The organism is Sediminibacterium goheungense, assembly GCF_004361915.1.
GTDB classification, from domain to species: domain Bacteria; phylum Bacteroidota; class Bacteroidia; order Chitinophagales; family Chitinophagaceae; genus Sediminibacterium; species Sediminibacterium goheungense.
Map to the genome: position 1 here is coordinate 121,856 of NZ_SNWP01000012.1, position 26,512 is coordinate 148,367.

The 26,512-nt window shown below is 41.8% G+C and carries 23 protein-coding genes; 10 read left to right on the plus strand and 13 right to left on the minus strand.

Annotated elements, in window-relative coordinates; genetic code table 11:
• Positions 1-123 precede the first annotated feature (123 nt).
• The 7 genes from BC659_RS13065 to BC659_RS13095 all read right to left on the minus strand — a co-directional run bounded on the left by BC659_RS13065 (position 124) and on the right by BC659_RS13095 (position 6,040).
• A complete protein-coding gene (locus tag BC659_RS13065) occupies positions 124-684 on the minus strand; it encodes a hypothetical protein (protein ID WP_133475242.1) in 561 nt (186 codons plus the stop codon).
• A 147-nt stretch (positions 685-831) separates the two neighbouring features.
• Entirely contained in the window at positions 832-1,236 is a 405-nt protein-coding gene (locus tag BC659_RS16865; RefSeq protein ID WP_162847432.1) for a heavy metal-binding domain-containing protein, read from the minus strand.
• A gap of 301 nt (positions 1,237-1,537) precedes the next feature.
• Positions 1,538-1,804 (minus strand): hypothetical protein, encoded by a 267-nt coding sequence (locus BC659_RS13075; protein WP_133475244.1) that lies wholly within the window; start codon positions 1,802-1,804, stop codon positions 1,538-1,540.
• A gap of 916 nt (positions 1,805-2,720) precedes the next feature.
• Complete coding sequence (locus BC659_RS13080) at positions 2,721-4,352, minus strand: hypothetical protein (protein ID WP_133475245.1); 1,632 nt, start codon at positions 4,350-4,352, stop codon at positions 2,721-2,723.
• On the minus strand, positions 4,342-4,647 hold the full coding sequence (locus BC659_RS17155; protein ID WP_133475246.1) for a P-loop NTPase fold protein: 306 nt from the start codon (positions 4,645-4,647) through the stop codon (positions 4,342-4,344). The genes BC659_RS13080 and BC659_RS17155 overlap by 11 nt, the downstream gene beginning before the upstream one ends.
• 124 nt (positions 4,648-4,771) lie before the next feature.
• Complete coding sequence (locus BC659_RS13090) at positions 4,772-5,329, minus strand: hypothetical protein (protein WP_133475247.1); 558 nt, start codon at positions 5,327-5,329, stop codon at positions 4,772-4,774.
• 57 nt (positions 5,330-5,386) lie between these two features.
• A complete protein-coding gene (locus tag BC659_RS13095; protein ID WP_133475248.1) occupies positions 5,387-6,040 on the minus strand; it encodes a YEATS-associated helix-containing protein in 654 nt (217 codons plus the stop codon).
• A gap of 119 nt (positions 6,041-6,159) precedes the next feature.
• Here BC659_RS13095 and BC659_RS13100 point away from each other — a divergent pair, with 119 nt between their 5' ends.
• The 4 genes from BC659_RS13100 to BC659_RS13115 all read left to right on the plus strand — a co-directional run bounded on the left by BC659_RS13100 (position 6,160) and on the right by BC659_RS13115 (position 13,940).
• On the plus strand, positions 6,160-9,402 hold the full coding sequence (locus BC659_RS13100) for a S41 family peptidase (protein WP_133475249.1): 3,243 nt from the start codon (positions 6,160-6,162) through the stop codon (positions 9,400-9,402).
• Between the two features lie 459 nt (positions 9,403-9,861).
• Positions 9,862-12,495: a peptidase associated/transthyretin-like domain-containing protein gene (locus BC659_RS13105; protein WP_211340784.1), complete on the plus strand. Its 2,634-nt coding sequence runs from the start codon at positions 9,862-9,864 to the stop codon at positions 12,493-12,495.
• Between the two features lie 222 nt (positions 12,496-12,717).
• A complete protein-coding gene (locus BC659_RS13110; RefSeq protein ID WP_133475251.1) occupies positions 12,718-13,053 on the plus strand; it encodes a hypothetical protein in 336 nt (111 codons plus the stop codon).
• Positions 13,054-13,103: 50 nt separating this feature from the next.
• Positions 13,104-13,940 (plus strand): GLPGLI family protein, encoded by an 837-nt coding sequence (locus BC659_RS13115; protein WP_133475252.1) that lies wholly within the window; start codon positions 13,104-13,106, stop codon positions 13,938-13,940.
• Positions 13,941-14,058: 118 nt separating this feature from the next.
• Here BC659_RS13115 and bioB read toward each other — a convergent pair whose 3' ends face one another.
• Both bioB and BC659_RS13125 read right to left on the minus strand, forming a co-directional pair.
• Positions 14,059-15,060: a biotin synthase BioB gene (gene bioB, locus BC659_RS13120; RefSeq protein ID WP_133475253.1), complete on the minus strand. Its 1,002-nt coding sequence runs from the start codon at positions 15,058-15,060 to the stop codon at positions 14,059-14,061.
• A 299-nt stretch (positions 15,061-15,359) separates the two neighbouring features.
• Entirely contained in the window at positions 15,360-16,409 is a 1,050-nt protein-coding gene (locus tag BC659_RS13125) for an RluA family pseudouridine synthase (RefSeq protein ID WP_133475254.1), read from the minus strand.
• A gap of 226 nt (positions 16,410-16,635) precedes the next feature.
• Between BC659_RS13125 and lipB the strand changes: the two genes are divergently transcribed.
• Positions 16,636-17,346: a lipoyl(octanoyl) transferase LipB gene (lipB, locus tag BC659_RS13130; protein WP_133475255.1), complete on the plus strand. Its 711-nt coding sequence runs from the start codon at positions 16,636-16,638 to the stop codon at positions 17,344-17,346.
• A 327-nt stretch (positions 17,347-17,673) separates the two neighbouring features.
• Here the strand turns inward: lipB and BC659_RS13135 are convergent, their stop codons facing one another.
• Positions 17,674-18,714: a hypothetical protein gene (locus BC659_RS13135; protein WP_133475256.1), complete on the minus strand. Its 1,041-nt coding sequence runs from the start codon at positions 18,712-18,714 to the stop codon at positions 17,674-17,676.
• A 118-nt stretch (positions 18,715-18,832) separates the two neighbouring features.
• Positions 18,833-19,720, minus strand: coding sequence for a 1-aminocyclopropane-1-carboxylate deaminase/D-cysteine desulfhydrase (locus tag BC659_RS13140; protein ID WP_133475257.1), 888 nt, complete (start codon positions 19,718-19,720; stop codon positions 18,833-18,835).
• A gap of 52 nt (positions 19,721-19,772) precedes the next feature.
• Between BC659_RS13140 and BC659_RS13145 the strand changes: the two genes are divergently transcribed.
• Complete coding sequence (locus tag BC659_RS13145) at positions 19,773-20,678, plus strand: glycosyltransferase family protein (RefSeq protein WP_211340785.1); 906 nt, start codon at positions 19,773-19,775, stop codon at positions 20,676-20,678.
• A gap of 252 nt (positions 20,679-20,930) precedes the next feature.
• Here BC659_RS13145 and BC659_RS13150 read toward each other — a convergent pair whose 3' ends face one another.
• On the minus strand, positions 20,931-22,037 hold the full coding sequence (locus tag BC659_RS13150) for a S1C family serine protease (protein ID WP_133475259.1): 1,107 nt from the start codon (positions 22,035-22,037) through the stop codon (positions 20,931-20,933).
• Between the two features lie 5 nt (positions 22,038-22,042).
• Positions 22,043-22,609 (minus strand): RNA polymerase sigma factor, encoded by a 567-nt coding sequence (locus BC659_RS13155; protein WP_133475260.1) that lies wholly within the window; start codon positions 22,607-22,609, stop codon positions 22,043-22,045.
• A 141-nt stretch (positions 22,610-22,750) separates the two neighbouring features.
• Here BC659_RS13155 and BC659_RS16870 point away from each other — a divergent pair, with 141 nt between their 5' ends.
• From BC659_RS16870 to BC659_RS13170, 4 genes are all read left to right on the plus strand, one after another.
• Positions 22,751-22,924, plus strand: a complete 174-nt coding sequence (locus tag BC659_RS16870; protein WP_162847433.1) for a hypothetical protein — start codon at positions 22,751-22,753, stop codon at positions 22,922-22,924.
• A gap of 681 nt (positions 22,925-23,605) precedes the next feature.
• On the plus strand, positions 23,606-24,475 hold the full coding sequence (locus tag BC659_RS13160) for a prephenate dehydratase (RefSeq protein WP_133475261.1): 870 nt from the start codon (positions 23,606-23,608) through the stop codon (positions 24,473-24,475).
• A 3-nt stretch (positions 24,476-24,478) separates the two neighbouring features.
• Positions 24,479-25,645 (plus strand): pyridoxal phosphate-dependent aminotransferase, encoded by a 1,167-nt coding sequence (locus BC659_RS13165; protein ID WP_133475262.1) that lies wholly within the window; start codon positions 24,479-24,481, stop codon positions 25,643-25,645.
• Positions 25,642-26,481, plus strand: coding sequence for a prephenate dehydrogenase (locus tag BC659_RS13170; protein WP_133475263.1), 840 nt, complete (start codon positions 25,642-25,644; stop codon positions 26,479-26,481). Before BC659_RS13165 ends, BC659_RS13170 begins: the two co-directional genes overlap by 4 nt.
• Positions 26,482-26,512 lie beyond the last annotated feature (31 nt).

The following is a 26,512-nucleotide window of genomic DNA, read 5'->3' on the forward strand; positions in this document are numbered from 1 at the left end:
ATTTTCTTTGTTCGCTATTAATAGATAATGAACGCATGCGGGAGTGTCGCAGATTCCCTCGTACCTCGGAGACTCTGCGGAGAACAAAAGTTTCGGAATTTTTCAAAAGTTAAATATCATAGCTTACTTTTTTATGAATTTCAATGTTCTCAATGCTTTTAATACTTTCTTTTCATTTTCCGGCTGCAGGTTTTCGCCGTACAGGTTGAAACGATCAATTGATGGGCCAGATGACCAAAGACTGTCAATATAAATACCTGTGGTGCCGATGCCGGATTTTCTTGGGTAAACAATTTTAGCGGCATACCCACTGATGGTATCCCACGATACATTGTTTTTTCGGAATTTATCGGGATCAGTCAGGTGTTTATCTTTCACAAATATAATTGCATTGACATCGATCATATTGGTATCCAATGAATTAATCAAGCTACTGTCAAGTATTGTGATGTCCGATTCATATAGTTTATTTGAATACCAGCCAAGGTCGAAGCTTATTGTATCTCTATCGTCAAGGGCAATGCTACCTACATAACTATCAATACCTGTTTTCTTTATTTTTTGCCATGATTGTGGTACTTGAATGGTAAAGGAGCCAAAGTCTAAAATTTTTGTGTCGGCATTGTTTGGGTGATTGCATGCCGAAAGCAGCATTATTAAATATACAACGACAGATTTACGCATACCTAAAAATAGACTACTAATAGTAAAATAGTATTCTTGTTTTTACCCCCCCCCCCTTCTTTCACCTCCGGTGATAGAAGGAGAGGATGGAGGGAGCACCCTGCGAAGAAGGAAGATGTTGTTGGGGATACGCTTCGAAGAAGAAATTTATTTTGTTTCCTGATTAATCGCCTCCAGCTGCTCGGTTAGTTCAATGACTTCCATAATGGTATCTCTGCTTTTTGCATTGAAATTTTCCATGTCAGTTATTCTGATGGCTGTACCGGCCATACATACCATTAACATATTGGTACTACCTGAGCCAATTTCATTGAAATCAATATCAGTTGATATAATGGCATTGCCTCCATTTCTAACACATTGTACCCGTAAGTCTGCCTTGCAAAGGCTGGTAGCCCTTGATATTTTTTGATTGGTTGTTTTTGAACCTGAACCAAAGAAGTCATTGAATGATCTTGATAGTTCTGTTACAAAACCTGTTCCTGATGTTGTTTGAGCAGTGACCATCCCAATTACTTCATATGTCCATTTAACTGGAGCTGGGCTTGTCATAACAGGTATTACATGAATGATCTGTTTTAATCTCGTTTCAATATCCCCTTTCTGTTTTCTAAAGTTATCCGCAATTTTTTCTAACAATGGGGAAGAGCAGCTTGTGCAATATGCTTCTTTATTACCATTTGAATGTTTGTTAATGAAGTCCACTTTTGATTGTAGAATTAAATCGGCACTAAAAAAGCCTTTCAGAGACTTGCCGCAGTTGGGGCATTTGTCAAAATCAAAATTGCTCATAGTTAAGATTTTGTTTGGAATATTTATGTTTATGCTGAAATTCAGTAACTGTGATTGATTTTTATAAGTATAAGATGTAAGTTTTTTTTGAATATCTGTCAGTTTTAGTATTTATTATGCTGCCAGCAATATCTACTCCCTGTCTGAGCATTTCTACTGCATCGACTTCCTTTTTTTGTAGTTGCCATGCACTGTGAAGCTCTTTGCTGTGTTGTTTTTTTCTTGGGGGCAGGTGCACATATGCCACAACTGCCACCGGAATTACACCAGTTACAGGAACTGCAACTGCTGCAAGCACGACAATAAGAACTGCCTGTACAGCGTGCATACTCGAGGCTTTCTTTTTTATTTGTGGGAACAAACGATGTTGAGCATACAAGGGTAGTGGCCAGTAATAGTAAAATTGATTTCATGTAAAACAGTATTGGTTAATAACAGTTTATCTTATGAAATCTTAATACAACATAATCTTATCTGTATAACAGAACTGCCGTACTGTTAAGTCCGTGCATAATGGATTATGATGGGGGGAGAAAAAGATTTATAGAAAGATATAGAAACTATGCTAAATGACCAAGTAGAATAGCTGAAAATTCGGTGTTCTAGTTAGATGAAAACCCTCTGCAGGTAATGCTCGAATAAAAGATTGAATAACAATGCATCCCAACCCCGGAGGGGTTATATACGGTAGCTCCCAAATGACAAAAAAATATTTCATAACCCCGGAGGGGTTACACTGCATAAGTGCCGATATTGATTTTGTAAACATATCAGGTTGAGGGTTTAAACACCGTTTTGCCGCGAACTCTTTTCTAAATACACCCCTCTTTTATCCGAACATGTGTTACCCCTCCGGGGTAATGGGGTTCCTGGGGTGAGCTAGTGCTACCATGTGCTACCCCGATGGGGTAGAAGGAAATGGAGGACTGGGATAAACCAATGCCTCTGTTTATGAGGAGCCAGCAGTTTATATGGGTATTTGCTTTACAAGAGAATTAAGCCCGCCTCAGTGCAACTTTTGGAAAGTTTCGGAACTTTCCAAAAGTTAATACTCACTTTTCTTTAATTCAGTAAGTCTAGTATTTCATGGATATAAGTCTGATAAACTGTAAATTTTTATTTTTTAAAATATTTGTGCCTCAGTGTAATTTTATCACGACATCCCTTTTCTCCCCTGCGGTAATATATTGAGACATTTTGGAAAGCTTTGTGGTGAAGGAATATACAGATAAGTAAGAGAGAGTTTAAGATTGAGCTTTAGTAGCCTTTTTTAAACATTCTAATACCTGTTTGAAAAGTGCCAACTTCCTGGGTGTATTAGTAGTAGTTTCTGTAGATTTTATATTGGTTTCTAACATAGTAATTGTGTGTTCAAGAATAGGTAACTCTCTATTGTGTTCGTTCGCGTGATGGTATCTTTGTTTTATGAATAAATTGAATAACTGAATCTCGTGTAGAGATATCCTATAAATAAGGGTAATTAATTCATGATCAGATATTTCCTTTAAAAAATCTGTACTGTCTACATAATTCCTAAAGTCCCCATTGGATTGATATTTTTTTATAAATAGTGTAAAGTCAGACTTGAATAGTTGGGCAGTTTCGTTTCTTTTAATATTATTTTTTTCTTCTTTAATAATATTAATGATTTCCATTCCGTATTGATAAAACTGCATATTGAGTTCGCTCATATCTCTATCAGAGTAACTATTTTCAAACATAAAAGCAGCATTATCCCAACTAGTAGTATTTTTGATTCTGTTGGCGGCAATTGAGAAGCCAGCTTTCAATTCTTCAATTTCATGTTCAAAATTTAGATTCAGAGGATTATTATATCGTTCAATATAGAAAATGATAGTTAGATATTCTGGGAGGTCATAATGCCCTAACTTCGCATAGTCAAGCATTTTAATTGTGGATGCTAAATATTCTTCCTCTTCTAGCAGTAGTGACGTTTTATAATCTAGTTGATTAAATATTTTATAGTGAAAAGGTATTTTATCATCTGTAAGTTGAAATATAATTTGGAATTCTTCAAAAAAAATCTGACTAGTAAATTCGGAGCCTTCTGTAATGTACCTAAATAGTGATTGAAAGAAACGATATTCTCCCGTTTGTATGTTGTATTTTTTTAAAAGATCGGTTAGAATTTCTCTATTCTGAGTAGTAGTCGAGTCTTGATATGATTCTTGATCATTGAAAATATCTGAAAGAGAGAAAACAAGTTTTCTAAAATCATTAATGTTTTTGTACGAAATTCTATTTTGCTTGTATTCAATAGCAATAATTAATATAAAACGAATGATGTTTGATGTTTGTTTGACGTACTCTTCTTTAGTGTCATTTTTTAAATTTTCTAATCCTTGTTCAATTTTGCTGAAGCAATCGTGCAGAATGCTTATTCCATATTCGCAACTTCTGAAATTAGTATTATTTTTTTTAGTAAATAAAACTAAAAGATCATTATGTTCTTTTAATTTTTGAGTAAATTCAGGATAGCCTGCATATTCCTGAGTAGTAATTGAATTTATTATTTGAGAAATATCAGGTTGGTAGGGGAATTTAATACCAATTATTTTTTCAATATGCGTTTTGTATTCGTCATCTTCACCTATAATGTCCTCATTGCAAATAATAAGAATTTTGATGTTTTGATCAACTAGTGTGTTGATGTATCCTATCAAATCCGCAAATGATAGGTTACTGTCCTTTCTTTCTAAATCGTCAAAGCAAATGAATAGTTCATTGGTGTCTAAGAATTCATTGCTAGCTCTCGCTGTATCCTCTGTGATACTTTCTAGGTTTATATTTTCAATTTGTTTGTAACTCAAAAAACCCTGAAGTGCCATTTTAATAATTCGTCCACTAACTTTCATTGTTTTTCTGATCCATCCTTTTTTTTTTAAAGTATTTACCTAGGAATTTCGAAAGATAAATTTCACTAACAATTTTTGTCATTATTGACTCTACGGATTTCTGCCCGAAAAGTGAAACATATATTACTTTGAATTTTTTATTTGCATTTGAACAAACTTCCGTCTCTTCAATAATTGGTAAAAGCGTTTTTCGGAAGTAGTATGTTTTTCCCGAGCCCCAATTGCCAGTCAACTGAATTGCGTAAGACGTTTTTTTTGATAAATAGCTTGCTAAATATGTATCTAAGTTATTCATTTTATTCCTGCTTTTTTTGTAAGAAAACTAAGATTGCGTGGTGTGTTTAGCAAGCCTATATTGATTCTAACTTTTACTTGTTTCAAAAGATAAAATTAGAAGAAAGATGTGTTTGCAAGCTTGCCTAATTGCGCGGGTATAAGTTGTTTTCTATTCGGTGTCTTACAAGTATTCTTAATTCTTCTTTTTCTTTTATTTTAAGAAAATAGGTATTACAAATCGGGCATCGACTGTAATGTAATATACAATTGTCCTTTGGGCAATAAGGCGTAAAATTGACAATATCATATTTGCCATCATAATCCTTTATATATTCCCATTTATATAATAGATTATCAAAGGTGTCAGATTTGTACTTCAAAAATTCAACTGGCAATTCTGATGTTGTTGTGTCTTTGTCATTTTTATTAAAAAGTGAGCCAATCCACAAGACAAGTATTAGCAATCCTAGCCCTGAAAAAGCTATTAAAATTAGGCCCCAAGTCGGTATTGTAAATGTTCGTTGAAAAAATAAACTTAAATTTATAAATAGGGCTTTAATAAAACGCCAAGTGCTATTTAAAATTTTGGTATCGGCTGTAGAATCAATAATTCTTAGAATAAGTACACTTATTATGGCCGTGCCTGTTCCTACGGTCCAATTATTATTCCAAAATGAATTATTTTTTCTTTTGTCATGCATTATCTGAAAGTTTATTTTTAAGATAGAATACTAGGAAGATGCGCGAATTAGAAAACTTTATAGATCAACTATACGCCAAACTTCAGTTCCATTTTTAGAAATTCGACTTGTTACGATATTTTCTTTCTTTAAAAATTTCAGTATTTCTAAAACTTGATTCTCTGATAGCTTACTTTTTGTGTCTTTAGCTATGCCACTAACTGTTCTCCAAGTAAATTTTGATTCATAAATAGCCGTGATAACATCAAATGCTTGATCGTTGTTATAGGGAATATTTTCTGAATTTCGTAATTGAACTTCGTCAGTTAAAAGATTGCTTATATTTTCAGTTTCTTGACTACTTGCTTCTAACATTTCAACTGTTTTTTCCGCTTTTTCAGCCTTAGCTTCTACTCTTTTAACTCTATCATATAAATCTTCTAGGAATCTCTTAGAATAAAATGCTGCGAGAATGCAAAATCCAGCTAGTATGAGATAGCTTTTTAGTGGGTATGGTGTGTTTGGTTGGGCATCTAATAAGTTATTGGATATTATCTGTAAAAAAAGTGGGACAGTAATTGAAGCACATAAACTAAGTAGTAATGTTTTAAAAAAAAAGATCAAACATTCTTTTCTTGAGAATTGCAAGTCATATGCTAAAAAAAAATTCGTTAAACCGCCTAAGATACCAGAAAGGAAAATTATTAAGATTATTATTGATGTATGGGACATAAGTATTGTGTCGTTTCGTATAAAAATATTCCAAATATCTCAACTACGCAATACCCACCCAACAATCTTCCTTCCAACTATAAAACCATATTAGTAAATTACTCTTCCAAACCAACGCTATGAGAAAATTGCAATCCCTCTTCATGCTGCTTATGGTAGCACAACTAAGCATGGCACAAGGCACTATGCTCCTCCGCCAACCCGCTGCCAGCAAAGACCATATCGTCTTCGTTCATGCCGATGATATCTGGGTGGTTAACCGTAATGGTGGTGATGCCCGCAGGCTTACCAGTGCGGTGGGGTCGGAGACCAATCCAAGAATTAGTCCCGATGGTAAATGGGTGGCTTTTACGGGGCAGTATGATGGGAACTCGGATGTTTATATTGTGCCCATTGATGGTGGCGAACCGAAGAGATTGACTTACCATCCGGGGGCTGATATAGTACAAGGATGGATGCCGGATGGGAAGGCGGTTTATTTTACTTCTGGCAGGGAGGGGTATCCTACCGTGAATACTAAATTTTTTACGGTGCCTGTGAGCGGTGGTACACCTACCGCCATGGTAGTGCCTTTTGGTTTTGTGGGTAGTTTATCGCCCGATGGTAAAACCATGGCTTACCAGCCCTATAGTTTCTGGGATCCGGAATGGCGCAATTACCGGGGCGGACAGGCACAACCCATCTGGCTCTTCAACATGAGCACCCACGAAACCGTTAAAACCGTGCAGGGCGATAAGGAGCGGCATACGGCACCGGTATGGAACAATGATATCTTGTATTTCTTATCGGAGCAGGATTATATCAACAATGTATGGTCTTACGACCCCAAAACCAAACAACAGAAACAACTTACTTTTCATAAAGACTTTGATGTAAAGAACCTTACTGCAGCAGGCGATAAAAGTCTGGTGTATGAGCAGGGCGGCTACCTACACAGCCTCGATCTTGGTTCATCCAAAACATCACAGTTGCTTATCCAGGTTAAAGGAGATCTGAACTGGGGGCGCCCACGCTGGAACGATCTTTCAGCAGCCAGCCTTACCAATGCCAGTTTATCGCCCACCGGTAAACGTGCATTGTTTGAAAGCAGGGGTGAAGTCTTTACCGTTCCCAAAGAAAATGGCGACTGGCGCAATATTACCAATACACCCGGCAGTGCAGACAGGGCACCGGTATGGTCGCCCGACGGACAGAAGATTGCCTGGTTCTCGGATGCCAGTGGTGAGTACCAGCTCATGATACGCGATCAGTTTGGTTTACAGCCGGCGCAGGCATTTGCCATTCCCAATAAAAAATTCTATTTCACACCGGCCTGGTCGCCAGATAGTAAATACATTGCTTTTAGCGATACGGATTATAATATCTGGTTTATCGATGTGAAAACGGGTGTCATTAAACTCGTGGATACGGATCGTTATGCGCATCCCAACCGTACCATGAAGCCGGTATGGTCGCCCGACAGTAAATGGATCGCGTATGCGCAGATACAGAACAACCAGTTCAAAGCCATTAAACTGTACAGCCTCGAAACGGGCAGCAGCAAACAGCTAACTGATGGTTTGTCTGACGCCATCGACCCACAGTGGGATGAGAGTGGCAAATACCTGTATTTTCTGGCCAGTACCGATTATGCACTGGCCACGGGCTGGCTCGATATGAGCAGTTACAATTATCCGGTTAACCGAGCCCTGTACATTGCCGTACTGAGCAAGGATGCACCATCGCCCTTTGAGCTGAAGAGTGATGATGAGCCCGTGAAAGTTTCCGATTCGGCTAAAGCACCACGTCCCGCTGCTGCGGGTGCCGTACAGGTGAAAATAGATTTTGATGGCCTGGATCAGCGTATTGTGGCCGCTAATCTGCCGCTGCGCGATTATACCAGCCTCATTGCGGGCCCGGAGGGTACGGTGTTCTTTACCGAAGCGGTACCCAATGAATCAGGCTTAATACTGCACCGCTATAGCCTGAAAGATAGAAAATCAATAGAATTTGTTCGATCGGTGACCGGTGCGGTTACCAGCTTCGATCGTAAAAGTATTTTGTACCGTGCTGGTCCGGGCTGGTTCATCAACGCAACCGCCGCCGCACCCCGCCCCGGTGAGGGCCGGCTGGCCACTGAGGGCATGAAAGTTTATGTGGACCCCTCACAGGAAGCAGAACAGATTTTCAGGGAAGGCTGGCGCTACCAGCGCGATTTTCTGTATGTAGACAATACCCATGGTGCGCCCTGGGATCAGATTTTTACCTGGTACAAACCCTGGGTAAAACATGTGAAACACAGAAGCGATCTCAACTATATCATCGATATTCTCGGTGGCGAAATTGCCGTGGGTCACTCCTATACCAGTGGCGGCGATTTTCCGAATGTGCCTTCCATACCGGGTGGTTTACTCGGTGCCGATTACAAAGTGGTGAACGGTTATTTCGTGATCAGTAAAATTTATACCGGCGAAAACTGGAACCCCGATCTGCGTTCACCACTCAGTGGTCCGGGCATCAACGTGCAGGAAGGTGACTACCTGCTCGAAGTAAATGGCAAACCGCTTACTGCCGATATGAACCTCTTCAGCTTATTCGAAGGCACGGCCAACCGCCAGGTGAAGATCCGTGTGAACAACAAGCCTTCCATAGAAGGCTCACGTTTGGTTACCGTGGTGCCCATTGCCAATGAAGGCGGTCTGCGGTCGCGCTATTGGGTAGAAAACAATAGAAAAAAAGTAGACCAGTTATCGGGTGGTAAGCTGGCATATGTATATGTGCCCAATACCGGTAACCCTGGTTATACCTATTTCAACCGTTACTATTTTTCGCAGCAGGATAAAAAAGGCGCCATCATCGACGAAAGAAACAATGGCGGTGGCTCTGCCGCAGATTATATGGTCGACATCATGAACCGCCAGCTCATGGGTTATTTCAATAACAGGGTAGAAGGGCATCGACCCTCTACCACACCCATGGCGGGCATCTGGGGTCCCAAAGTGATGATCATTAATGAAAATGCCGGCTCCGGTGGCGATCTCTTGCCCTATATGTTCAAGAAAGCCAATATTGGTCCATTGGTAGGCACCCGCACCTGGGGCGGTCTCGTGGGCACCTGGGATACGCCTCCGTTTATTGATGGTGGCCGCATGGTAGCACCGCGTGGTGGTTTCTTTGATACCGATGGTAAATGGGCCATTGAAGCCGTTGGTGTTTCACCCGATGTAGAAGTGTTCTACGACCCCAAAACCCTCATCGAAGGCCGCGACCCGCAACTGGAAAAAGCCGTTCAGGAAGCATTGCGTTTGATGCCGTCGAAAGGAATTGAGCTGAAGAAGGAACCAGCGGCACCGATACGTTCTTTCAGGCCGAAGAAGGGGTGAGCTAATAGCTAACAGCTTCCCTCACGCTTCTAGCACTGAGTGAATTCAAAATTCAAAAGTCAAAAGTCAAAAAAGAATACCCCTTTTGACTTTTGACTTTTGAATTTTGAATTTTGAATGGACCTCAACTTATGTTCATTACACACTACGCATACATTCCAGATGTGAATAAATTATTTAAAAAATAATCAATAAGTTATTTTTTAAATAATTTATTTTGTATATTCGTTATAGGTTCCTGTTTTTACATGAACTAAATCTGAATAACAAAGCCATATTCCCCCTGTGCTTTGTTTGTAACCTTTAATTCGTTGGAATGATTGTCTGTATACCCATCACATTTTGTGGTATGCAGGAAAGCTATGTTACTGCATTTTGCCTGTTGCATCTGCTATCGGTATGCTTTGCCGATGTAAACATGTAAAATGAGATATCCATTTATCCATGTAAAGACAATATATGTTCAGGATTGTTTTTTTCATCTGCTGTTTACTCATGAACCGGATAGTTGCTTTCGGACAAAAGCAGCTACAGGGTAAAGTACTTTCGGCAGAAGGGAGGTCATTAAAAGATGTGCAGATTATTTTGTCGCTCCTGGAAAAAAATAAACCCTTGGCTTTTGCTTTCACAGACCAGAACGGAGCGTTTGTGATCTCAGTTCCATCAACAGTGGTAGATTCTGTTGTGATAAAGTTTTCTGCAATGGGGTATGAAACAAAAACACTGTTGTTTTCTACACGCACCACACTCATAGTACCCGATGTAAAATTAGCTTCCAGTTCTAAAAACCTTCCGGATGTGGTGGTAAAGTCTGGTCCTGTGATACAACGCAGAGATACCATCAGCTATGATGTAAAAGCGTTTAGTGAAAAACAGGATATGGTACTGGCAGATGTGTTGAGAAGAATGCCAGGCATTGAAGTAACCGATAACGGAACGGTTAAGTACCAGGGAAGGGCGATTAACCGTTATTATATTGAAGGATTGAATCTTCTGGACGCGAAATATGGTATTGCCAATAACAATATACCGGTGGGCGCGGTAGAACAGGTACAGATACTGGAAAATCACCAACCGCTGAAAGTGCTTGATAGTGTAAGCATTTCCAACAGAGCGGCCCTCAACATTAAACTTACAGGGGCCGCCAAAAATACTTTAATCGGAAGGGCCAAAATTGGTCTGGGGGTGCCCGCTTTACTGGCAGATGGGGAGCTCGTTCCGATGCGTTTTGCCAAAACAGAGCAGGTGCTCTTGAGTTACAAATACAACAATGCAGGATTCAACTATACCGGAGAACTGGCAAATCTTACCGATGATATTACAGCGCCAGCTAAAACCCCTCTACTCGGTATTCCTGCCGCTAGTTTACCCTCTTTTAGTCAGCAGCGATATTTATTCAATAATCAGCACGTGTTATCACTGAATTACCTGAAAAAGCTAAAACAGGGAAAAGAATTAAAAGTGAACATGGATTTTATATCTGATATCCAAAAGCAAAATAGCGGAACACAGACCATCAATTATTTTGGTACAGATACTGTTCGTATACAGGAAAATCAGTCGCTTCGTTTACGGGATGTACAGCTGAATGCACAGGTAGAACTGGTATCGAATACAGAACACCGGTACAGCATTGATGGCATTAGGTTTGGCTATAGTGGCAGTAGTGACAGGGGGCTGATTGGATTTCCCAAACTATCTGAACAAAAGCTACGGGATGATTTTATGTGGATTGAAAAGTACGGGAAGCTGATTCGAAAAGTAAAAAAATGGATACATGGTTTTCATTACCAGGCAGGCTTCCATGGCGGTCCCCAGCAATTGAATATTGCACCGGATATCAGCGGTTATTTTTTATCAGGCAGTTTGCCTATTGACAGTTTGATGCAAAAAGCTAATCTGGAAAAATGGTATGCCAAAGCCAGTTACACCGTTGCCCTATCAATGGGGCGTATATCATTTGAACAGTCGGCCACTATCGGTTATAGCCGCAGCAGATATGAGGCCCCGCTGTATAAATATGAAAATGAAAAAGCTTCCGTAATAGCCGATTCCATCCATAACCAGTTTGATGCGGATGAATTATCGGCTGTGTATGTGCCCCGGCTCAATTATAAAGGTGAAAAATGGAAATTTACGGCTCAGGTGCCCGTTACGCTTTTCATGCATCAGAACAATAATCTGCAGGGAAACCGGCTTACCAGGTTGTTTGGGGCCTATGATGTATCCGGGCAGTACACCATCAGCAGCCGCCTGAATGTATTGGTAAACTGGACGGCAGATCAGTTTTATTTACCGGCTTATCTGGCAACCAATCGTTTTACCCTGGTCAATTACCGGTCGTTGCTGAATCAGCAGGGTATCATTAAAAAGCAGCATCGAAAATCGCTCACAGCTTATCTGTTCTATAAAAACACCATTCGAAGTTTATTCGGTCATTTTTTTATCGCCAGGGAGCATAGTCGGGATAACTATATGATGGATCAAAAATTCAATGGCAGCTTTTTAATGGGGAATGCTATTGAAAGGGAAAACCCTGTCAGTACATACAAAAGCGGTGTTACGGTGAGTAAGTACCTCCGTAATTTAAAAACAACCGGATCTGTTGCCGTAACCTTTCAGCAATCGGAAGGACAGCAATCCAATAATGGTTTTATCAGTTATTATACAGTACAAACAACAGGGGTAAGTGCTAAGTTGAATACCCGGATTGGTAATTGTCTGCTGGATTATGCAGGACAGCTATCAAACATAAGAAGCAGGGTAGGCGATAAAAAAAGCTGGAACCATACCCGTAACCTTGGTTATACTGTTGCTGTGTCTTATGCCTTGCCGCAACAATACCTGATTAAGTTGGGGATAGAAAGCAATCGTTTTTCTACAGACAATGGTGCGCCCCGTCATTTTTTATTCAGTGATGTTTCCATCAGAAAAAATATAGCATCGAACGGCATGAGTATTGACCTGTTCTGGCAAAATCTCTTTAACCTGAAACAAATGGAAACGATTATGGTAAATGGAAATCAAATCATGACACAAACCTATCAGTTACGTCCGTCGCAATGTATGCTTCGGTTGCATTTTAATCTGTAATCAATGGTTTTGTCTGGTACATATTATTTGTAGCTATAAATGGGTGTTACTCCTTAATTGACCCTTACTCAAAAAAGGATGTTGGTTTACACATAAAACCCGGGGTTTAGCCATTCACAGCCCGGCGAAAGCGAAACTGGAAACCTGAGTTCACGGTAGCAGTACCGCGTGACGTTTTTATTTCCTTGCGAAACAAAGGAAAAACTTTAAAATTAAATTAGTATGAAAAAGATCATTTTAGGATTGTTTCTTTTTGCCGGAATAGCAACTGGTGCTTATGCAGGAGAAAAAACTACTGAGCATACATCCACTCCCAAGGTTGAAACAATGAATAAGTCTTCTGTAAAGAAAACATCATTGCCAAAGATCAAAAAGCAGACCTGTGCAACACAGAGTAATTCGGCATGGGGCGAATGCTGGATCATGACCGCAACAGTAACCCATTGTTGCGATTGTGAGTATGCAGTAGCTTCTATGATAGCTTCACTTTCTGCCAGTAAAATGGTGAAAGAGAATATCTGGATACTTGAGATATTGGAAGAAGTAGCACCTTGTTAGTTTATGTAAGAGGGAGGATATTCCTCCCTCTTAACCATTAATCTGTCATTATGAAATACCTGGTTGTATTATTTTGTATGTTTTATATGATGCCCGTATTGGCTCAGGGCCAGAGTCCTAAAGGTGCTCAGGCTATTTATTTATTTAAACATGTCAGGGACACTGCTAATCCCGGACAGGTATATGAGGAGAACCTGTTGTTGCAGTTTACGGCGAATACTTCTCTGTACAGAAGTTATGCGAAATATTATGATGATTCTCTTTTTAATGATCAGATGACAAAAGCCAAAGCGGGGTTACCTGTTTCGGTATCAACTGAGCCGGTCAGGGTAAAAAAATCTACCATTGAGCAATTGATGTATCAGTTTGATGCAGGTAAGTTTTATTTTATCCACCCCTGGATCGGAGAAACACTGGTGATTGAAAATGCGATCGATAAAATTGATTGGAAGCTGGAAGACAGTTCTATTTCGATTGGTGGACTTACCTGTTACAAGGCAAGTGGTTATTTTAAAGGAAGAACCTATGATGTTTGGTACTGCCCTGATTATCCGGTTAAAGCAGGGCCCTGGAAATTAAATGGCCTGCCTGGATTAATTGTGGAGGCAATCGACCGAACCGGAACCGTTTCTTTTTCACTTCGTTCCATCTACCGTAATAATAGCTTTACACCGGGTTTACCAGCATCTCATACTAAAATAACAAAGGCTAAATTCAATACACTGATTGAAGACCTAAGACAAAACCCTGGTGGCTATATCAATGCTGCCATGAATGGTTCGGCAGCACCCGGAGGAACCAATGCTGCTATTTCAGTAAATACCAATCCATCAGCAAAAGCGAAACCCAGGAATACACTGAATAATCCTTTGGAGCTTAGTGAGTGAGCAGTGAGTAGTCAGTAGTCAGTAGTCAGTAGTCAGTAGTGAGTAAATAGGGTGTTTACTACTCGTAGCGGTTTTCTAATACCATCCCACTCACTACTCAGTACTGACTACTCACTTATCAAGCTTCTACCATATCTCTCAGGTACTGCTTGCTTTCTTCTTTAAACGCTTTCCTCGGCTGTAACCCCAACAACTGGAACATCTGGTTGTCTTCATCAAATGATGGGTTAGGGGTGGTTAATAATTTATCTCCGGCGAAGATGGAGTTGGCTCCGGCCATGAAACAGAGGGCCTGATCGGAGATGCTCATTTCAGTTCTGCCTGCACTTAAACGTACCATGGTTTTAGGCATCAGTATACGTGCAGTGGCAATCATGCGTACCATATCCCATACATCTACCTTGGTATTGTTTTCGAGTGGTGTTCCTTTAATCGCTACCAGTGAGTTAATGGGCACACTTTCCGGATGCTCGGGCATGGTGGCCAGTGTATGTAACATACCAATACGGTCCTCATGTGTTTCACCCAGACCAATGATACCACCACAGCAAACCGTTACACCTGCTTTGCGTACATTATCCAATGTGTTTAAACGATCTTCATAGGTACGTGTGGTGATGATTTCGCCATAATGTTCTTTACTGGTATCAAGGTTGTGGTTGTAGGCGTAGAGTCCGGCATCGGCCAGTTTTTTGGCCTGGTCCTCGGTGAGCATACCGAGGGTGCAGCATACTTCCATACCCATTTCGTTGACACCTTTTACCATATCGAGTACACGATCAAAATCGCGGTTGTCTCTAACTTCTCTCCAGGCAGCACCCATACAGAAACGGGTAGAGCCGGCATCTTTGGCTTTCTGTGCATAGGCCAGTACTTCATCCTTTTTCATCAACGCCTGTACATCCACACCCGTGCTGTAACGCGCGGCCTGCGGACAATACGCGCAGTCTTCACTGCAGCCACCGGTTTTTATACTCAGCAGGGTACATACCTGTACTTCAGCGGTATCGTTATACTTTCTATGTAATTCAGCTGCACGGAACACCAGCTCCAGCAGGGGCATGTTGTAGATATCGTAAATTTCTTCCCTGGTCCAGTTATGACGGATGTCGTTTGACATAAGTTTTCAGTTTTGTACCACAAATATAAAGAACAGAAAAATAAGGAATAGGAAATAAGAAACAAGAAACAAGAAACAAGAGGCAAGAGACAAGGGGGTGAATTACTTTATATTACTCCCTCTGTGCAACTCAGTGCCGTACTCCGTGTGACTCTGTGGTTTCATCTTTTAGATTTTTTTGACCACAGAGTTACACGGAGGGTGGCGTATGAAAATCTGTGTTGTATTTAATATACTTTAATCATCACTATTCAAACAATCAGCAACGACACACTTTCTCATTCCTTATTTCTTATTCCTTATTCCTCTGTTTTCCTCTGCATATATTTTCTCCATTTTTCAATTACACTTTGCATATCCTCCGGCAACGGCGATTCAAAGTGCATGGGTTGTTTGGTGACGGGGTGAATGAAGCCCAGTGTTTGTGCGTGGAGGGCACAGCGGGGGCACATTTCGAAACAGTTGTCTACAAACTGTTTGTATTTGGTATAGATGGTGCCTTTGAGAATTCTGTCTCCACCATATTCCCAGTCGTTAAACAGGGTGTGACCAATATGTTTCATGTGTACACGAATCTGGTGGGTGCGTCCGGTTTCGAGTATGCATTCAACGAGTGTTACATAGTTGAAACGTTCCAGCACTTTGTAATGCGTAATGGCATGTTTACCTGTTTCTCCTTCGGGATAGGCATCAAACATTTTGCGATGCTGTCTATGGCGCGCAATATGCGCTTCAATGGTGCCACTGTCTTCCTGCACATCGCCCCAAACCAGTGCCACATATTTTCTGTTCACGGTATGGTTAAAGAATTGTTTGGCCAGATGGGCGGCCGCATCACCTGTTTTGGCGAGTACAATCAAACCTGTGGTATTTTTATCGATGCGATGCACGAGCCCAAAACGTGGTAGACTTTCTTCATCGAGATTGGGATTCTGTTGCAGGAAATGATAAGCCACACCATTCAACAGGGTACCGGTGAAATTACCCACACCGGGGTGTACCACCATATTGGGCGGCTTATTGAGTACCATTACCGCATCATCTTCATACACAATATTCAGGGGAATATTTTCGGGTCGCAGTTCGGTATGTTCGGGGTTGATGAGGCTCATCATGAGGATCTCATCACCCGGTTTTATTTTGTAATTGCTTTTCACTACCTGACCGTTCACGGTGAGAAAGCCGGCATCGATGCCTTTCTGTACTTTGCTGCGTGTAGCGCCCTCAATACGTCCCTGTACCCATTTGTCGATGCGCATGGGTTCCTGGCCCTTATCTACTTTAAAGGATTTGCGTTCATATAGTTCTTCGGCGGCCTCTTCGTTTATTAAATCTAAATCATCCAGCATTTGGCAAAAATAGCCCTTCAAAGGCATTTGTGGTGAGGTCTGTCTGGCAGTTCATGTAATCTAGTGCTACCTCCGTGCAACTTTGTGCCTTACTCGGTGTAACTCTGTGGTTTAATTGATAAGATTTTTTAGCCACAGAGTTACACAGAGTTGAACACGGAGTTACACGGAGGTGTGTTAGCTGGAGAGGAGCATAATAATGGCGGGGAAGCTGTAATTTTGCAGGATGCAGTTAGTATTTTTTGAGGATATGGGATACAGGTCGTATAAATCTGTTTGGGACAGACAGGAGGAGATGTTGAAGGAGAAAGTGGAGCTCAAAGCAAAGCACCGTGAAGATGCTGCTACTGCATTACCCCCACACCATCTTTTATTGGTGGAACATTCACCGGTATATACCCTCGGCAAAAGCGGTAAAACAGAACATATTCTTATCTCACCCGAAGAAATGGCAGCAAGGGGTATTGATTATTTCCATATTAACCGGGGTGGCGATATTACGTTTCATGGTCCGCAGCAGGTGGTGGGTTATCCCATCATGGACCTTGAACAGTTTAAAACCGATCTGGGCTGGTACCTGCGTAGCCTCGAAGAAGTGATCATACTCACCATGGCCGATTACGGACTCAAAGGCGACAGGAGCAAGGGCGAAACCGGCGTGTGGCTCGATCCCGATATACCCGGCAAGGAAAGAAAGATCTGCGCCATGGGCATTAAATGCAGCCGCTGGATTACCATGCATGGTTTTGCATTCAACATCAATACCGACCTCAGCTATTTCGATCATATTGTACCCTGTGGTATTGTAGGCAAGCAGGTAACATCCCTGCAAAAAGAACTAGGCAGGGATGTGGATTTTGAAGAAGTAAAAAATCGATTGAAGAGGCATTTTGAGGAAGTGTTTGGGGTGAAGTTGTTGCCGGTGGTGGGGGCCTGAGTATTTTTTATTCTAGCGTCATATAATTTGAGATCCTTCCCTTCGACTATACTCAGGGCAGGCCCGCTATTTCCGACTTATTGTCGGAATCCTCCTCTCTCTTTATCATTCGATTCCGTCATCCTGAGGAGCGTCGCGATCGAAGATCGGGATGCGCGACGAAGGATCTTTGTGAAGGTTATGATATTACGTAGCTTACGCAGAACGCATATCAATCTTTCACTTCCTCATTCCCCTTCGACTACCCTTCAACTACACTTCGACTACGCTAAGTGCAGGCTAGCTCAGGGCAGGCTTTATTTCTTATTCCTTTATTCCTCTGTTCTCTCAGTCTTTCTGCAGAAAAAACTTATTCTTTTCCACCAGTTCATTGTGTTTGTACAACTCAAAATTAAACCAGCCACTGTGTTTGAAATTGGCTTTGTCGAGGGTGAGTTCGGCTTCTTTGATTTTGTTGACACGGAAGAGTTCTTTGTTGTCCGCATCAAAAAATACAATGCGGTAAGCATTCAGTTCCTGTGCAGGTAAACTGATGTTGAGATAGCCGCTGGTGTTGGTGTATACATAAATGGATGGCTTCCATACCTGTTTGGGTACAAACCTCGATAATTCGGCACGGAAAGTGGTGATGTTTACAAGGGTATCTTTTGTGTAGGCAGCAACAGAATCTTTGAACCTTTTATAAAATGGTAATTCAATCTGCACGAGTAATGTGTCTTTTACAAATACACTTACATATTCTTTGGGTTTGGGAACAAAGGGTTTCCAGTTAACTTCTCCGGGTTTGATGAGGGATAGTGAATCCTGCGTGTACTGGATAATGGAATCACGGAAATTTTTATAGGCCTGTACATTGAACTGATAAAGGAAAGTTCCTCTCTTATAAATTTTAATGGTTTTTTCTACCACTTCATTTTTGCTGCTGTCTTTCGTAACTACGGTTTCTTTTACTGGTTCTGTAGGTAGGGTGATGCGCGCGTTAATATCTTCCTGTTTTTTCAGTGGGTCCGTATTTGTTGTTTCTTTGTTTATATCTGTACCCGATTTAATCTCGGTAAAAAAATAACTACCACCAGCCAGTACATAAAATATGCGATAATATACTTTAGGTGCAACAGGTACTTTGCTATCTACATACCCATTGCGTGGCAGTTCGGGCGACTGTGCAGAAAAAATGGTTCTGAAATTAATGCCGTCGGTAGAACGCTGAACGGCCAGCTGGTTACAGGTGGGGTAGGGATTGATCCAGCTGATGCTTATTTTTCCTTTGCTAAGTTCCTCAACGGTAAATCCGGGTAAGGCTCTTTGTGCAGAAAGATGAATGATGCCGCAACAGCAAAAAACGATCAACAGGTTCCAGTGTTTCATTGTTACAAATATATAGTGAGTAGTGAGCAGTGAGTGGATGTTTTTTTTAAATTACTTACTTACTTATTCACTATTCACTACTCACTACTGACTACTGACTACTGACTACTCACTCACTTCAATAGGGTAAGCTGCCTTGCGGTAAAGAGCGGTTGCCCTGTAAGCCGCCGCTGTGAATCAATAATAACTTACTGTTAACGGGGAACTGTTTTTTTGCTATCAAATCTTTCACTGCATAACAGAGTTTGGCTGTATATACAATATCTGTAGGCAATGCATCGCACTGCCATAATTCACGCATATATGCCAGTAAGTTTTCCGGGTGTTTGGCATAGCCACCGAAATGATAACCATGTACACATTCAAAAAATGCATGCGCAGTATCCGGTAGCAGTGTTTTGATTTCATTTTCGAGCGATAAATGGTTTTTCAGTACACTGATACCGATGATTTTTTGATGGGGTTGGCCCGCCATGACCAGTCCGCTCATCATGGTACCGGTGCCGGTGGCACAGAGAATATGTGTGTAGGTGGAAGTGTCGGTTGTCTTCAGTATATCAGCTGCACCTTCTGCGCCCAATGCTCCATAACCACCTTCGGGTATCCAGTACCAGCCGGGCTGGTGGTATTGTTGGGTGATGGCTTCTTTATTTCTGTAGGCTTCTCTGTCTACAAAAATAAATTGCATGCCATAAGCCGCTGCTTCCTGCAGGGTGGCAGAAAGCGGTGTGTTTTCATCGCCCCTGATAAAACCAATACTATTGAAACCCTTTTCCTTTGCAGCACAGGCCAGTGCTACAATATGGTTGGAATAAGCACCGCCAAAACTGGCCAGACATACTGCATCTTCTCTTCTGGCTTCTTCCAGGTAATATTTCAGCTTGAACCATTTATTGCCACTGATGACCGGATGGATCAGGTCTAACCGGAGTATATCGGTCTGCACCTGCGTATCGGACAGGCTTTTTACAGGATGAATATATATATTTTCAATATTTATCAACATTTAATTTGATTCTAGGCACGAAGTTTTAGTTTCGTTTTTCCAAAGAGATATTATGAAACCAACTTTAGTGATCCTTGCTGCCGGTATGGCGAGCCGTTATGGCAGCATGAAACAGATTCAGTCGTTTGGTCCCGATGGCGAAACTATCATGGATTATTCAATTTATGATGCTATCAGGGCAGGTTTTGGAAAAGTCGTGTTTATTATCCGCGAAGAATTTGCCGAGCAGTTCAAAGCCATATTTGAGCCCAAACTGCAGGGGCGTATTGCTACCGATTATGTATACCAGGCGCTCAGTTCATTCACCAATGGCAGAAACATTCCTGCCGACAGAACCAAACCCTGGGGTACGGCGCATGCTTTATTGTGTTGCAAAGGAAAAGTAAATGAACCATTTGCCGTGATCAATGCCGATGATTTTTATGGTAAAGATGCTTTTGCAAAAGCCTATACTTTTTTAACCACCCAATGTAATGAGCATACTTACTGCATCATTGGTTATCACCTGAAAAATACACTGAGCGATAACGGTACCGTTAGCCGTGGTGTCTGTGAAGTAAGTGCCGATGGTAACCTTACCGATATCAATGAGCGCACCAAAATATTTGCCCGTGCTGCTGAAGGCGATATTGTGTATGAAGAAAATGAACAGCTTACCGTATTGCCTGCCAACAGCCTGGTAAGTATGAACTATCTCTGCTTTGCACCCGGCTATATTAACCTCGCCGAAGACTTATTTGAAAAGTTTTTAGATGAGCAGGGACAGGAACTGAAATCAGAATTCTATATACCCACCGTTACCAAGCATTTTGTACAATCCGGTAAAGGCGTGGTAAAAGTAATACCCACTTCCTCACAATGGTTTGGTGTAACCTATAAAGAAGATGCGCCGGGCGTGCAGGCAAGTATTAATGCATTAGTAGCAGCGGGAGAGTATCCTGCCAGTCTTTGGAAATAAGTTTGTTTTAAAAACCACAGAGTTTCACGGAGTGTGGCACAGAGTTACACTGAGGTACTCAAAAAAACTCCGTACAACTCTGTGCCGTACTCTGTGTTCTCTGTGGTTAAAAACTCCTCCAAATAAAAAAGACCCCACAAAAAGCAGGGCCTCTTCTTTATTTAAACCAAACCAACTGTTTTTATGTAAGATGTCAGATGTCAGATATTTTAATGGTGCATCAAATACAAATCTGCGATCTGCCATCTGCGATTATTTCGCGAAAGCTTTCACGTAGAAAACACATTCCTCCACTTCCGCAATCTGTTGTTTGCGTTGGGTGCCTTTGAGGGTAGATTTTGACGGTAGTTTTATTCTGGCGGCGGCGGTATCTGCTTTTTTGAACGCATCTACCATACGGAAAATATTTCTTGATTTTACAGCGAATACCACACCTTCTGCAGAAGACTGACGGGTACTGAGTACACCGATGATTTCACCGTTGTTATTCAGTACCGGTGCACCTGAGTTACCGGGATTGGCACTCATCTGTAACTGGTAAGAAAGGGAGTCGCCATCGAAACCGCTTCTGGCACTGAGGTAACCCATGCCATACACAATCTCGTTACGTGGGTAACCGAGTGTATAGATTTCTTCACCCAGATCGGAACTGTTTTTACGGATACCGTAGGGGAGGCTCTTACGTGGTACAAATTCTTTATCGCTTACTTTCAGAATGGCCAGGTCATTTTCCTGGTCTATATGGAGAATATCGGCATTGAATTCCTGTCCCTTATTGTTTACTACAATGGCACCCGACCCTTTTAATACGTGGGCATTGGTGATGATATATCCTTTCGGATCGATCAGGAAGCCGGAACCGCCGCTAACAAAGCGAACGCCTTCGGGAAGTTTGCTTTTCACCTCATTGATGAGGTTGCCCTGTACCTGCTGGTTTTTCTTGATAACGGCAATATCATTGCTCAGCTGCTGAAGCTGGTTGCCATTAACGGTAGGGGCAAAATACATCACCATACCGCTGATGAAGAGGGCAATTACACCACCTACACTGGCAGCGATTGCGGTAACGCGTTTGTATTTGTTCCATAACTGGATCACGCGGCCGCGGGTGCTGATTTCGGCACCTTCATTGATATCACCTCTTTCCAGTAAACGCTGGTGGGTATCGTGGATGCTGTGGCGCAGGTTGCGGTGTGCAGCATACATATCCATCTGGTGCAGGAACATATTATGTTCAACCACCATCTGATCGATTTCAGGGGTGTTCTTGCGCAGGTTCTCGAAATAGCTACGCTCTTCGGCGCTCATGTCGTCGCTGAGGTATCTTTCGATGGCTTCTAGTAATAAAATATCATCCATGGTACTTACTCTCCGATATTATATTGAGCGAAGAAGAGTTTCTTCAGTCGCATCAAACATTTATACTTCTGGTTTTTGGCGTTATCGGCATTGGTATACCCAAATTCCGATGCCAGTTCCTGCATACCCAGTTTCTTAAGGTAATAGCCTTCGAGTAAACTCTTACAGGGTTCACCCAGGCTATTCATCGCCCGGTCCATGATGGCGAAAGCGGCGTTTCGTTTTTCATGGTTGTCGAGGTCTTCTTCCACCGGCACAGTCTCTTCCAGGCTGTCCACCTGGTTAGTATATCTTCCCAGTTGTTGTAATCTTTTGAGCCATAAACGCCTGCATATGGAATATACATAGGTTTTAATTTGACAGGTTAAGACAAATGATTCGCTTTGTGCTTTTTCATATAGCGCAATCATGGCTTCCTGAAAAATATCCCGTGCGTCGTCATAAGAGCCATTGTTGTTTAGTATAAAAGCCTGTATGGTATTGAAATTCTCCTTATAGATGGTTTCAATAGCCCTGGAATCGTTGTTTGCCAGTCCTTTCAGTAGTGCTTGTTCGTTGCTATCGGCTTTCACTAATACGCTTTTAATACTTTGAGGGGGGTAAAAGTAACCCAAAATACAGCGAAAACTTTTTTTGAAAAAAAATGCTGTTGGTCGGGTTACCTTTTATTACATAGTGGTATTAACATCAAAATCACTCAAAAAAACCACACAATGAAAAAATTATTATTCGTTCTGGCGCTGGGCGCATTTGCTGCTTGTAATTCAGGTGAAAACAAAGAAGCTACTGCTGATACTCCAGCTGCTGCTCCTGTAACTGTTGATACTACAGCTGCTCCTGCTGCTGACACTACAGCTACTGCTGATACTACAGCTGCCGCTAAGTAATTAAAAGGCGGAACCGCCGTGTTGAACTGAAAAGTGAAAGCCTGCTTGCCGGCAGACGTGGTTCCCTAAGAATTTTTCATATGGCAAGCAATCGTTAGAGGCCGCTCCGTTTCCACGGAGGGGCTTTTTTTTCGTCGCGATCCCGCCTGAGGCGGGAAGCTCCTCAAAATGACGGTGACCTTGCGGGGCGGGAGGTACAAAAGATGGAGTGGTAAATGCAGGCATTGCTTTTTGAATGGATGGCATTTCATGCCCATCCATTTATTCAACGATCGTCATCCTGAGGAGCTTTCCGATCACAGATCGGGATTGCGACGAAGGAACGTTTGTTAGTATAATTTTTTTTAATGGATTGATGGTTGGTATTATTTACTGTTCTATATTTGAGTCAATGAACACAAAAGCAAACAATACCTGGTTTTACTTTTTCTTTTATTACTTCTTTAATCAAAGGAGCCGGGTTGTATTTGCTAAAGCGTAAGAAATAGAAAATACTGAATATAGTCCCGGCCGATGCGCCGGGATTTTTTTTGGAACAAACAGAGCGGATGGGAATAAGAAATAAGGAATAAGAAATAAGGAATAAGAAACAAGGAACAAGAAACAAGAAATAAAGCTTGCCCTGAGCTAGCCTGCCCTGAGCGTAGTCGAAGGGAAATAAGAAATAAGGAATGAGAAAGTATGCAGAAGGAAATAAGTAAAAATAAAAAAGACATTAAGCAGGGCATTGCCATACAAGGGTATGAAGGGAGCTTTCACCAGGTGGCGGCCAGATCTTTTTTTGGGAAAGAGGTGGAAGTGATTCCCTGTGCCAATTTTCGGGATCTGATACAGATTGCGGGTGATGCGTCACAATCGGCAGGAGCTATCATGGCCATTGAAAATTCCATTGCCGGCAGCATCCTTCCCAACTATAACCTGCTGCAGAAAAGTAAACTGAAAGTGGTAGGGGAAGTGTACCTCTCCATCAGCCAGAACCTGCTCGTGAACCCGGGTGTGAAATTGGAAGATATTAAAGAAGTGCATAGTCACCCCATGGCCATTCTGCAATGTCTCGATTACCTGGAACAATACCCATGGAAGTTGGTGGAAACAGAAGATACTGCACTCAGTGCCAAACTGCTGCACCAGCACAGAAGCAAACACACGGCAGCCATTGCCAGTAAACTGGCAGCCGAATTGTTTAAATTAGATATCATTGGTCCGGATATACATACCATGAAAAATAATGTTACCCGTTTTCTGGTATTGAAACGTACGGCCGATGCAGTAGATGATAATAAAGCCGATAAGGCTTCCGTTTATTTTCAGACCAACCATGCACGTGGTGCCTTATCAAAAGTATTAAGTACAATAGCCGCCGGTGGTATTAACCTGAGTAAACTGCAGAGCATGCCCATACCCGGTAGCCATTTTAAATATGGCTTCTATGCCGATATGGAATTTGAAAAAAGAACACAGTTTGAAAAAGTGATGAAGTCTATTGCCTCACTCACCAATAGTGTAAAAATATTCGGCGTTTACCAGCGGGGAAAAATTGTAAAAGGATAAACCATGCAGATTAAAACATCATCAAGACTGGAAGGTATCGGAGAATATTATTTCTCACAGAAACTGCGTGAAATAGATACGCTCAATAAAGAAGGCAAAGACATCCTCAATTTAGGTATCGGCAGTCCTGACCTGCCGCCGCACCCGGAAGTAATCCGTGTATTACAGGAAACAGCGGCACAGCCCAATGTACATGCTTACCAGAGTTATAAGGGATCGCCGGTATTGCGTAAAGCAGTTAGCAACTGGTACAAACAATGGTATGCGGTTGAGCTGGATCCTGAGACAGAAATATTACCCCTGATTGGTAGTAAGGAAGGCATCATGCATATCTGTATGACTTATCTCGATAAAGGTGATGAGGCATTGATACCCGACCCGGGTTATCCCACTTACAGCAGTGCCGTAAAATTAGCCGGTGGTACACCGGTTACTTATACCTTAAGTGCCGAACATAACTGGCAGCCCGATCTGGTGGCACTGGGAAAAACGGACCTCTCAAAAGTAAAACTCATGTGGGTGAATTACCCGCATATGCCAACGGGACAATTGCCATCTGTTTCCTTTTTTGAGGAGCTGATTGCATTTGCCAAAAAGCATAACCTACTCATCTGTCATGATAACCCATACAGCTTTATTCTTAACGAAGAGCCGGTAAGTTTATTAAGTGTACCCGGAGCAAAAGAAGTGGTGCTGGAACTGAACTCACTCAGTAAAAGTTCGAATATGGCAGGCTGGCGGGTAGGTATGCTGGCTGCTTCCAAAGAAAGGATTGAAGAAGTGCTTCGATTTAAAAGTAATATGGATAGTGGTATGTTCTTACCCGTACAACTGGCCGCTGCCAAAGCACTGGAGTTGGGTAAAGACTGGTATGATAGTATAAATACCATTTACGCACAGCGAAGAGAAAAAGTGTTTGAATTACTCAGTTTACTAAACTGCGATTATTCAAAGCAACAGGTAGGCATGTTTGTATGGGCCGCTATACCGGATAGCTATACCGATGGTTTTGCATTGAGTGATGAAGTATTGTATGGTGCATCGGTATTTATTACACCGGGTGGCATTTTTGGGGAAGCGGGAAAAAAATATATCAGGGTGAGTCTTTGCGGTAGCGTAGAAAAATTTGAAGAAGCGATTCGTCGTATCAAAACAAGCGTAACAAAATGAGAATTGCCATTATAGGAACCGGATTAATAGGGGGCTCACTATCGTTGACCCTGCGTGCAAAGGGACTGGCTACTTATGTTACAGGTGTGGAGCAGAATGAAAGTCATGCCAAACGTGCGTTGGAACTGGGACTGGTAGATGAGATTGCCTCACTTGCCGCAGCTGTTCAACAATCGGATCTGATTGTATTGGCCATACCTATCAATGCTGCTGAAGCGATGTTACCTGGCATATTGGATCAGGTAGATAAACAGGTAGTGATGGATGTAGGTTCCACTAAAAAAGTCATCTGTGAAGCTGTGGCCAATCATCCCAAGCGCGGAAGATTCGTTGCCACCCACCCCATGTGGGGAACAGAATACAGTGGTCCGGATGCCGCCGTGAAAACCGCTTTTGCTGATAAAGCCACTGTGATCTGCTCAAAGGAAGAGAGTGATGCAGATGCGGTAGAATTGGTAGAAAGCATTTACCAGGCACTGGGTATGCACCTGCTGTACATGAAAGCCGATGACCATGATGTGCATGTGGCTTATGTGAGCCATATTTCGCACATCACATCCTTTGCACTGGCCAATACGGTTTTGGAGAAGGAAAGAGAAGAAGATGCCATTTTTGAACTGGCGAGTGGAGGTTTTGAAAGTACGGTACGATTGGCCAAGAGTAATCCGGCCATGTGGGTACCCATTTTTATGCAGAACAGGGATAATGTACTGGATGTACTGAATGAACATATTGCCCAGCTACGTAAGTTTAAAGCTTGTCTGGAAAAAGAGAATTACGACTATCTCCAGGAACTGATTGAACATGCGAATGGGATCAGGAGAATTTTGAAATAGTGAGTAGTGAGCAGTGAGTAGTCAGTAATGA

Excerpts from the sequence above, each read along its gene's own strand:
- BC659_RS13135 (WP_133475256.1), bottom strand. The coding sequence starts at position 18,714 with ATGAAACACTGGAACCTGTTGATCGTTTTTTGCTGTTGCGGCATCATT.
- bioB (WP_133475253.1), bottom strand. The coding sequence starts at position 15,060 with ATGTCAAACGACATCCGTCATAACTGGACCAGGGAAGAAATTTACGAT.
- BC659_RS13150 (WP_133475259.1), bottom strand. The coding sequence starts at position 22,037 with ATGGATGATATTTTATTACTAGAAGCCATCGAAAGATACCTCAGCGAC.
- BC659_RS13080 (WP_133475245.1), bottom strand. The coding sequence starts at position 4,352 with ATGAAAGTTAGTGGACGAATTATTAAAATGGCACTTCAGGGTTTTTTG.
- BC659_RS13100 (WP_133475249.1), top strand. The coding sequence starts at position 6,160 with ATGAGAAAATTGCAATCCCTCTTCATGCTGCTTATGGTAGCACAACTA.
- BC659_RS13065 (WP_133475242.1), bottom strand. The coding sequence starts at position 684 with ATGCGTAAATCTGTCGTTGTATATTTAATAATGCTGCTTTCGGCATGC.
- BC659_RS13170 (WP_133475263.1), top strand. The coding sequence starts at position 25,642 with ATGAGAATTGCCATTATAGGAACCGGATTAATAGGGGGCTCACTATCG.
- BC659_RS13095 (WP_133475248.1), bottom strand. The coding sequence starts at position 6,040 with ATGTCCCATACATCAATAATAATCTTAATAATTTTCCTTTCTGGTATC.
- BC659_RS13125 (WP_133475254.1), bottom strand. The coding sequence starts at position 16,409 with ATGCTGGATGATTTAGATTTAATAAACGAAGAGGCCGCCGAAGAACTA.
- BC659_RS17155 (WP_133475246.1), bottom strand. The coding sequence starts at position 4,647 with ATGAATAACTTAGATACATATTTAGCAAGCTATTTATCAAAAAAAACG.
- BC659_RS16865 (WP_162847432.1), bottom strand. The coding sequence starts at position 1,236 with ATGACAAGCCCAGCTCCAGTTAAATGGACATATGAAGTAATTGGGATG.
- BC659_RS13165 (WP_133475262.1), top strand. The coding sequence starts at position 24,479 with ATGCAGATTAAAACATCATCAAGACTGGAAGGTATCGGAGAATATTAT.
- BC659_RS13115 (WP_133475252.1), top strand. The coding sequence starts at position 13,104 with ATGAAATACCTGGTTGTATTATTTTGTATGTTTTATATGATGCCCGTA.
- BC659_RS13090 (WP_133475247.1), bottom strand. The coding sequence starts at position 5,329 with ATGCATGACAAAAGAAAAAATAATTCATTTTGGAATAATAATTGGACC.
- lipB (WP_133475255.1), top strand. The coding sequence starts at position 16,636 with ATGCAGTTAGTATTTTTTGAGGATATGGGATACAGGTCGTATAAATCT.
- BC659_RS13145 (WP_211340785.1), top strand. The coding sequence starts at position 19,773 with ATGAAACCAACTTTAGTGATCCTTGCTGCCGGTATGGCGAGCCGTTAT.
- BC659_RS13160 (WP_133475261.1), top strand. The coding sequence starts at position 23,606 with ATGCAGAAGGAAATAAGTAAAAATAAAAAAGACATTAAGCAGGGCATT.
- BC659_RS13075 (WP_133475244.1), bottom strand. The coding sequence starts at position 1,804 with ATGCACGCTGTACAGGCAGTTCTTATTGTCGTGCTTGCAGCAGTTGCA.
- BC659_RS13105 (WP_211340784.1), top strand. The coding sequence starts at position 9,862 with ATGTTCAGGATTGTTTTTTTCATCTGCTGTTTACTCATGAACCGGATA.
- BC659_RS16870 (WP_162847433.1), top strand. The coding sequence starts at position 22,751 with ATGAAAAAATTATTATTCGTTCTGGCGCTGGGCGCATTTGCTGCTTGT.
- BC659_RS13140 (WP_133475257.1), bottom strand. The coding sequence starts at position 19,720 with ATGTTGATAAATATTGAAAATATATATATTCATCCTGTAAAAAGCCTG.
- BC659_RS13110 (WP_133475251.1), top strand. The coding sequence starts at position 12,718 with ATGAAAAAGATCATTTTAGGATTGTTTCTTTTTGCCGGAATAGCAACT.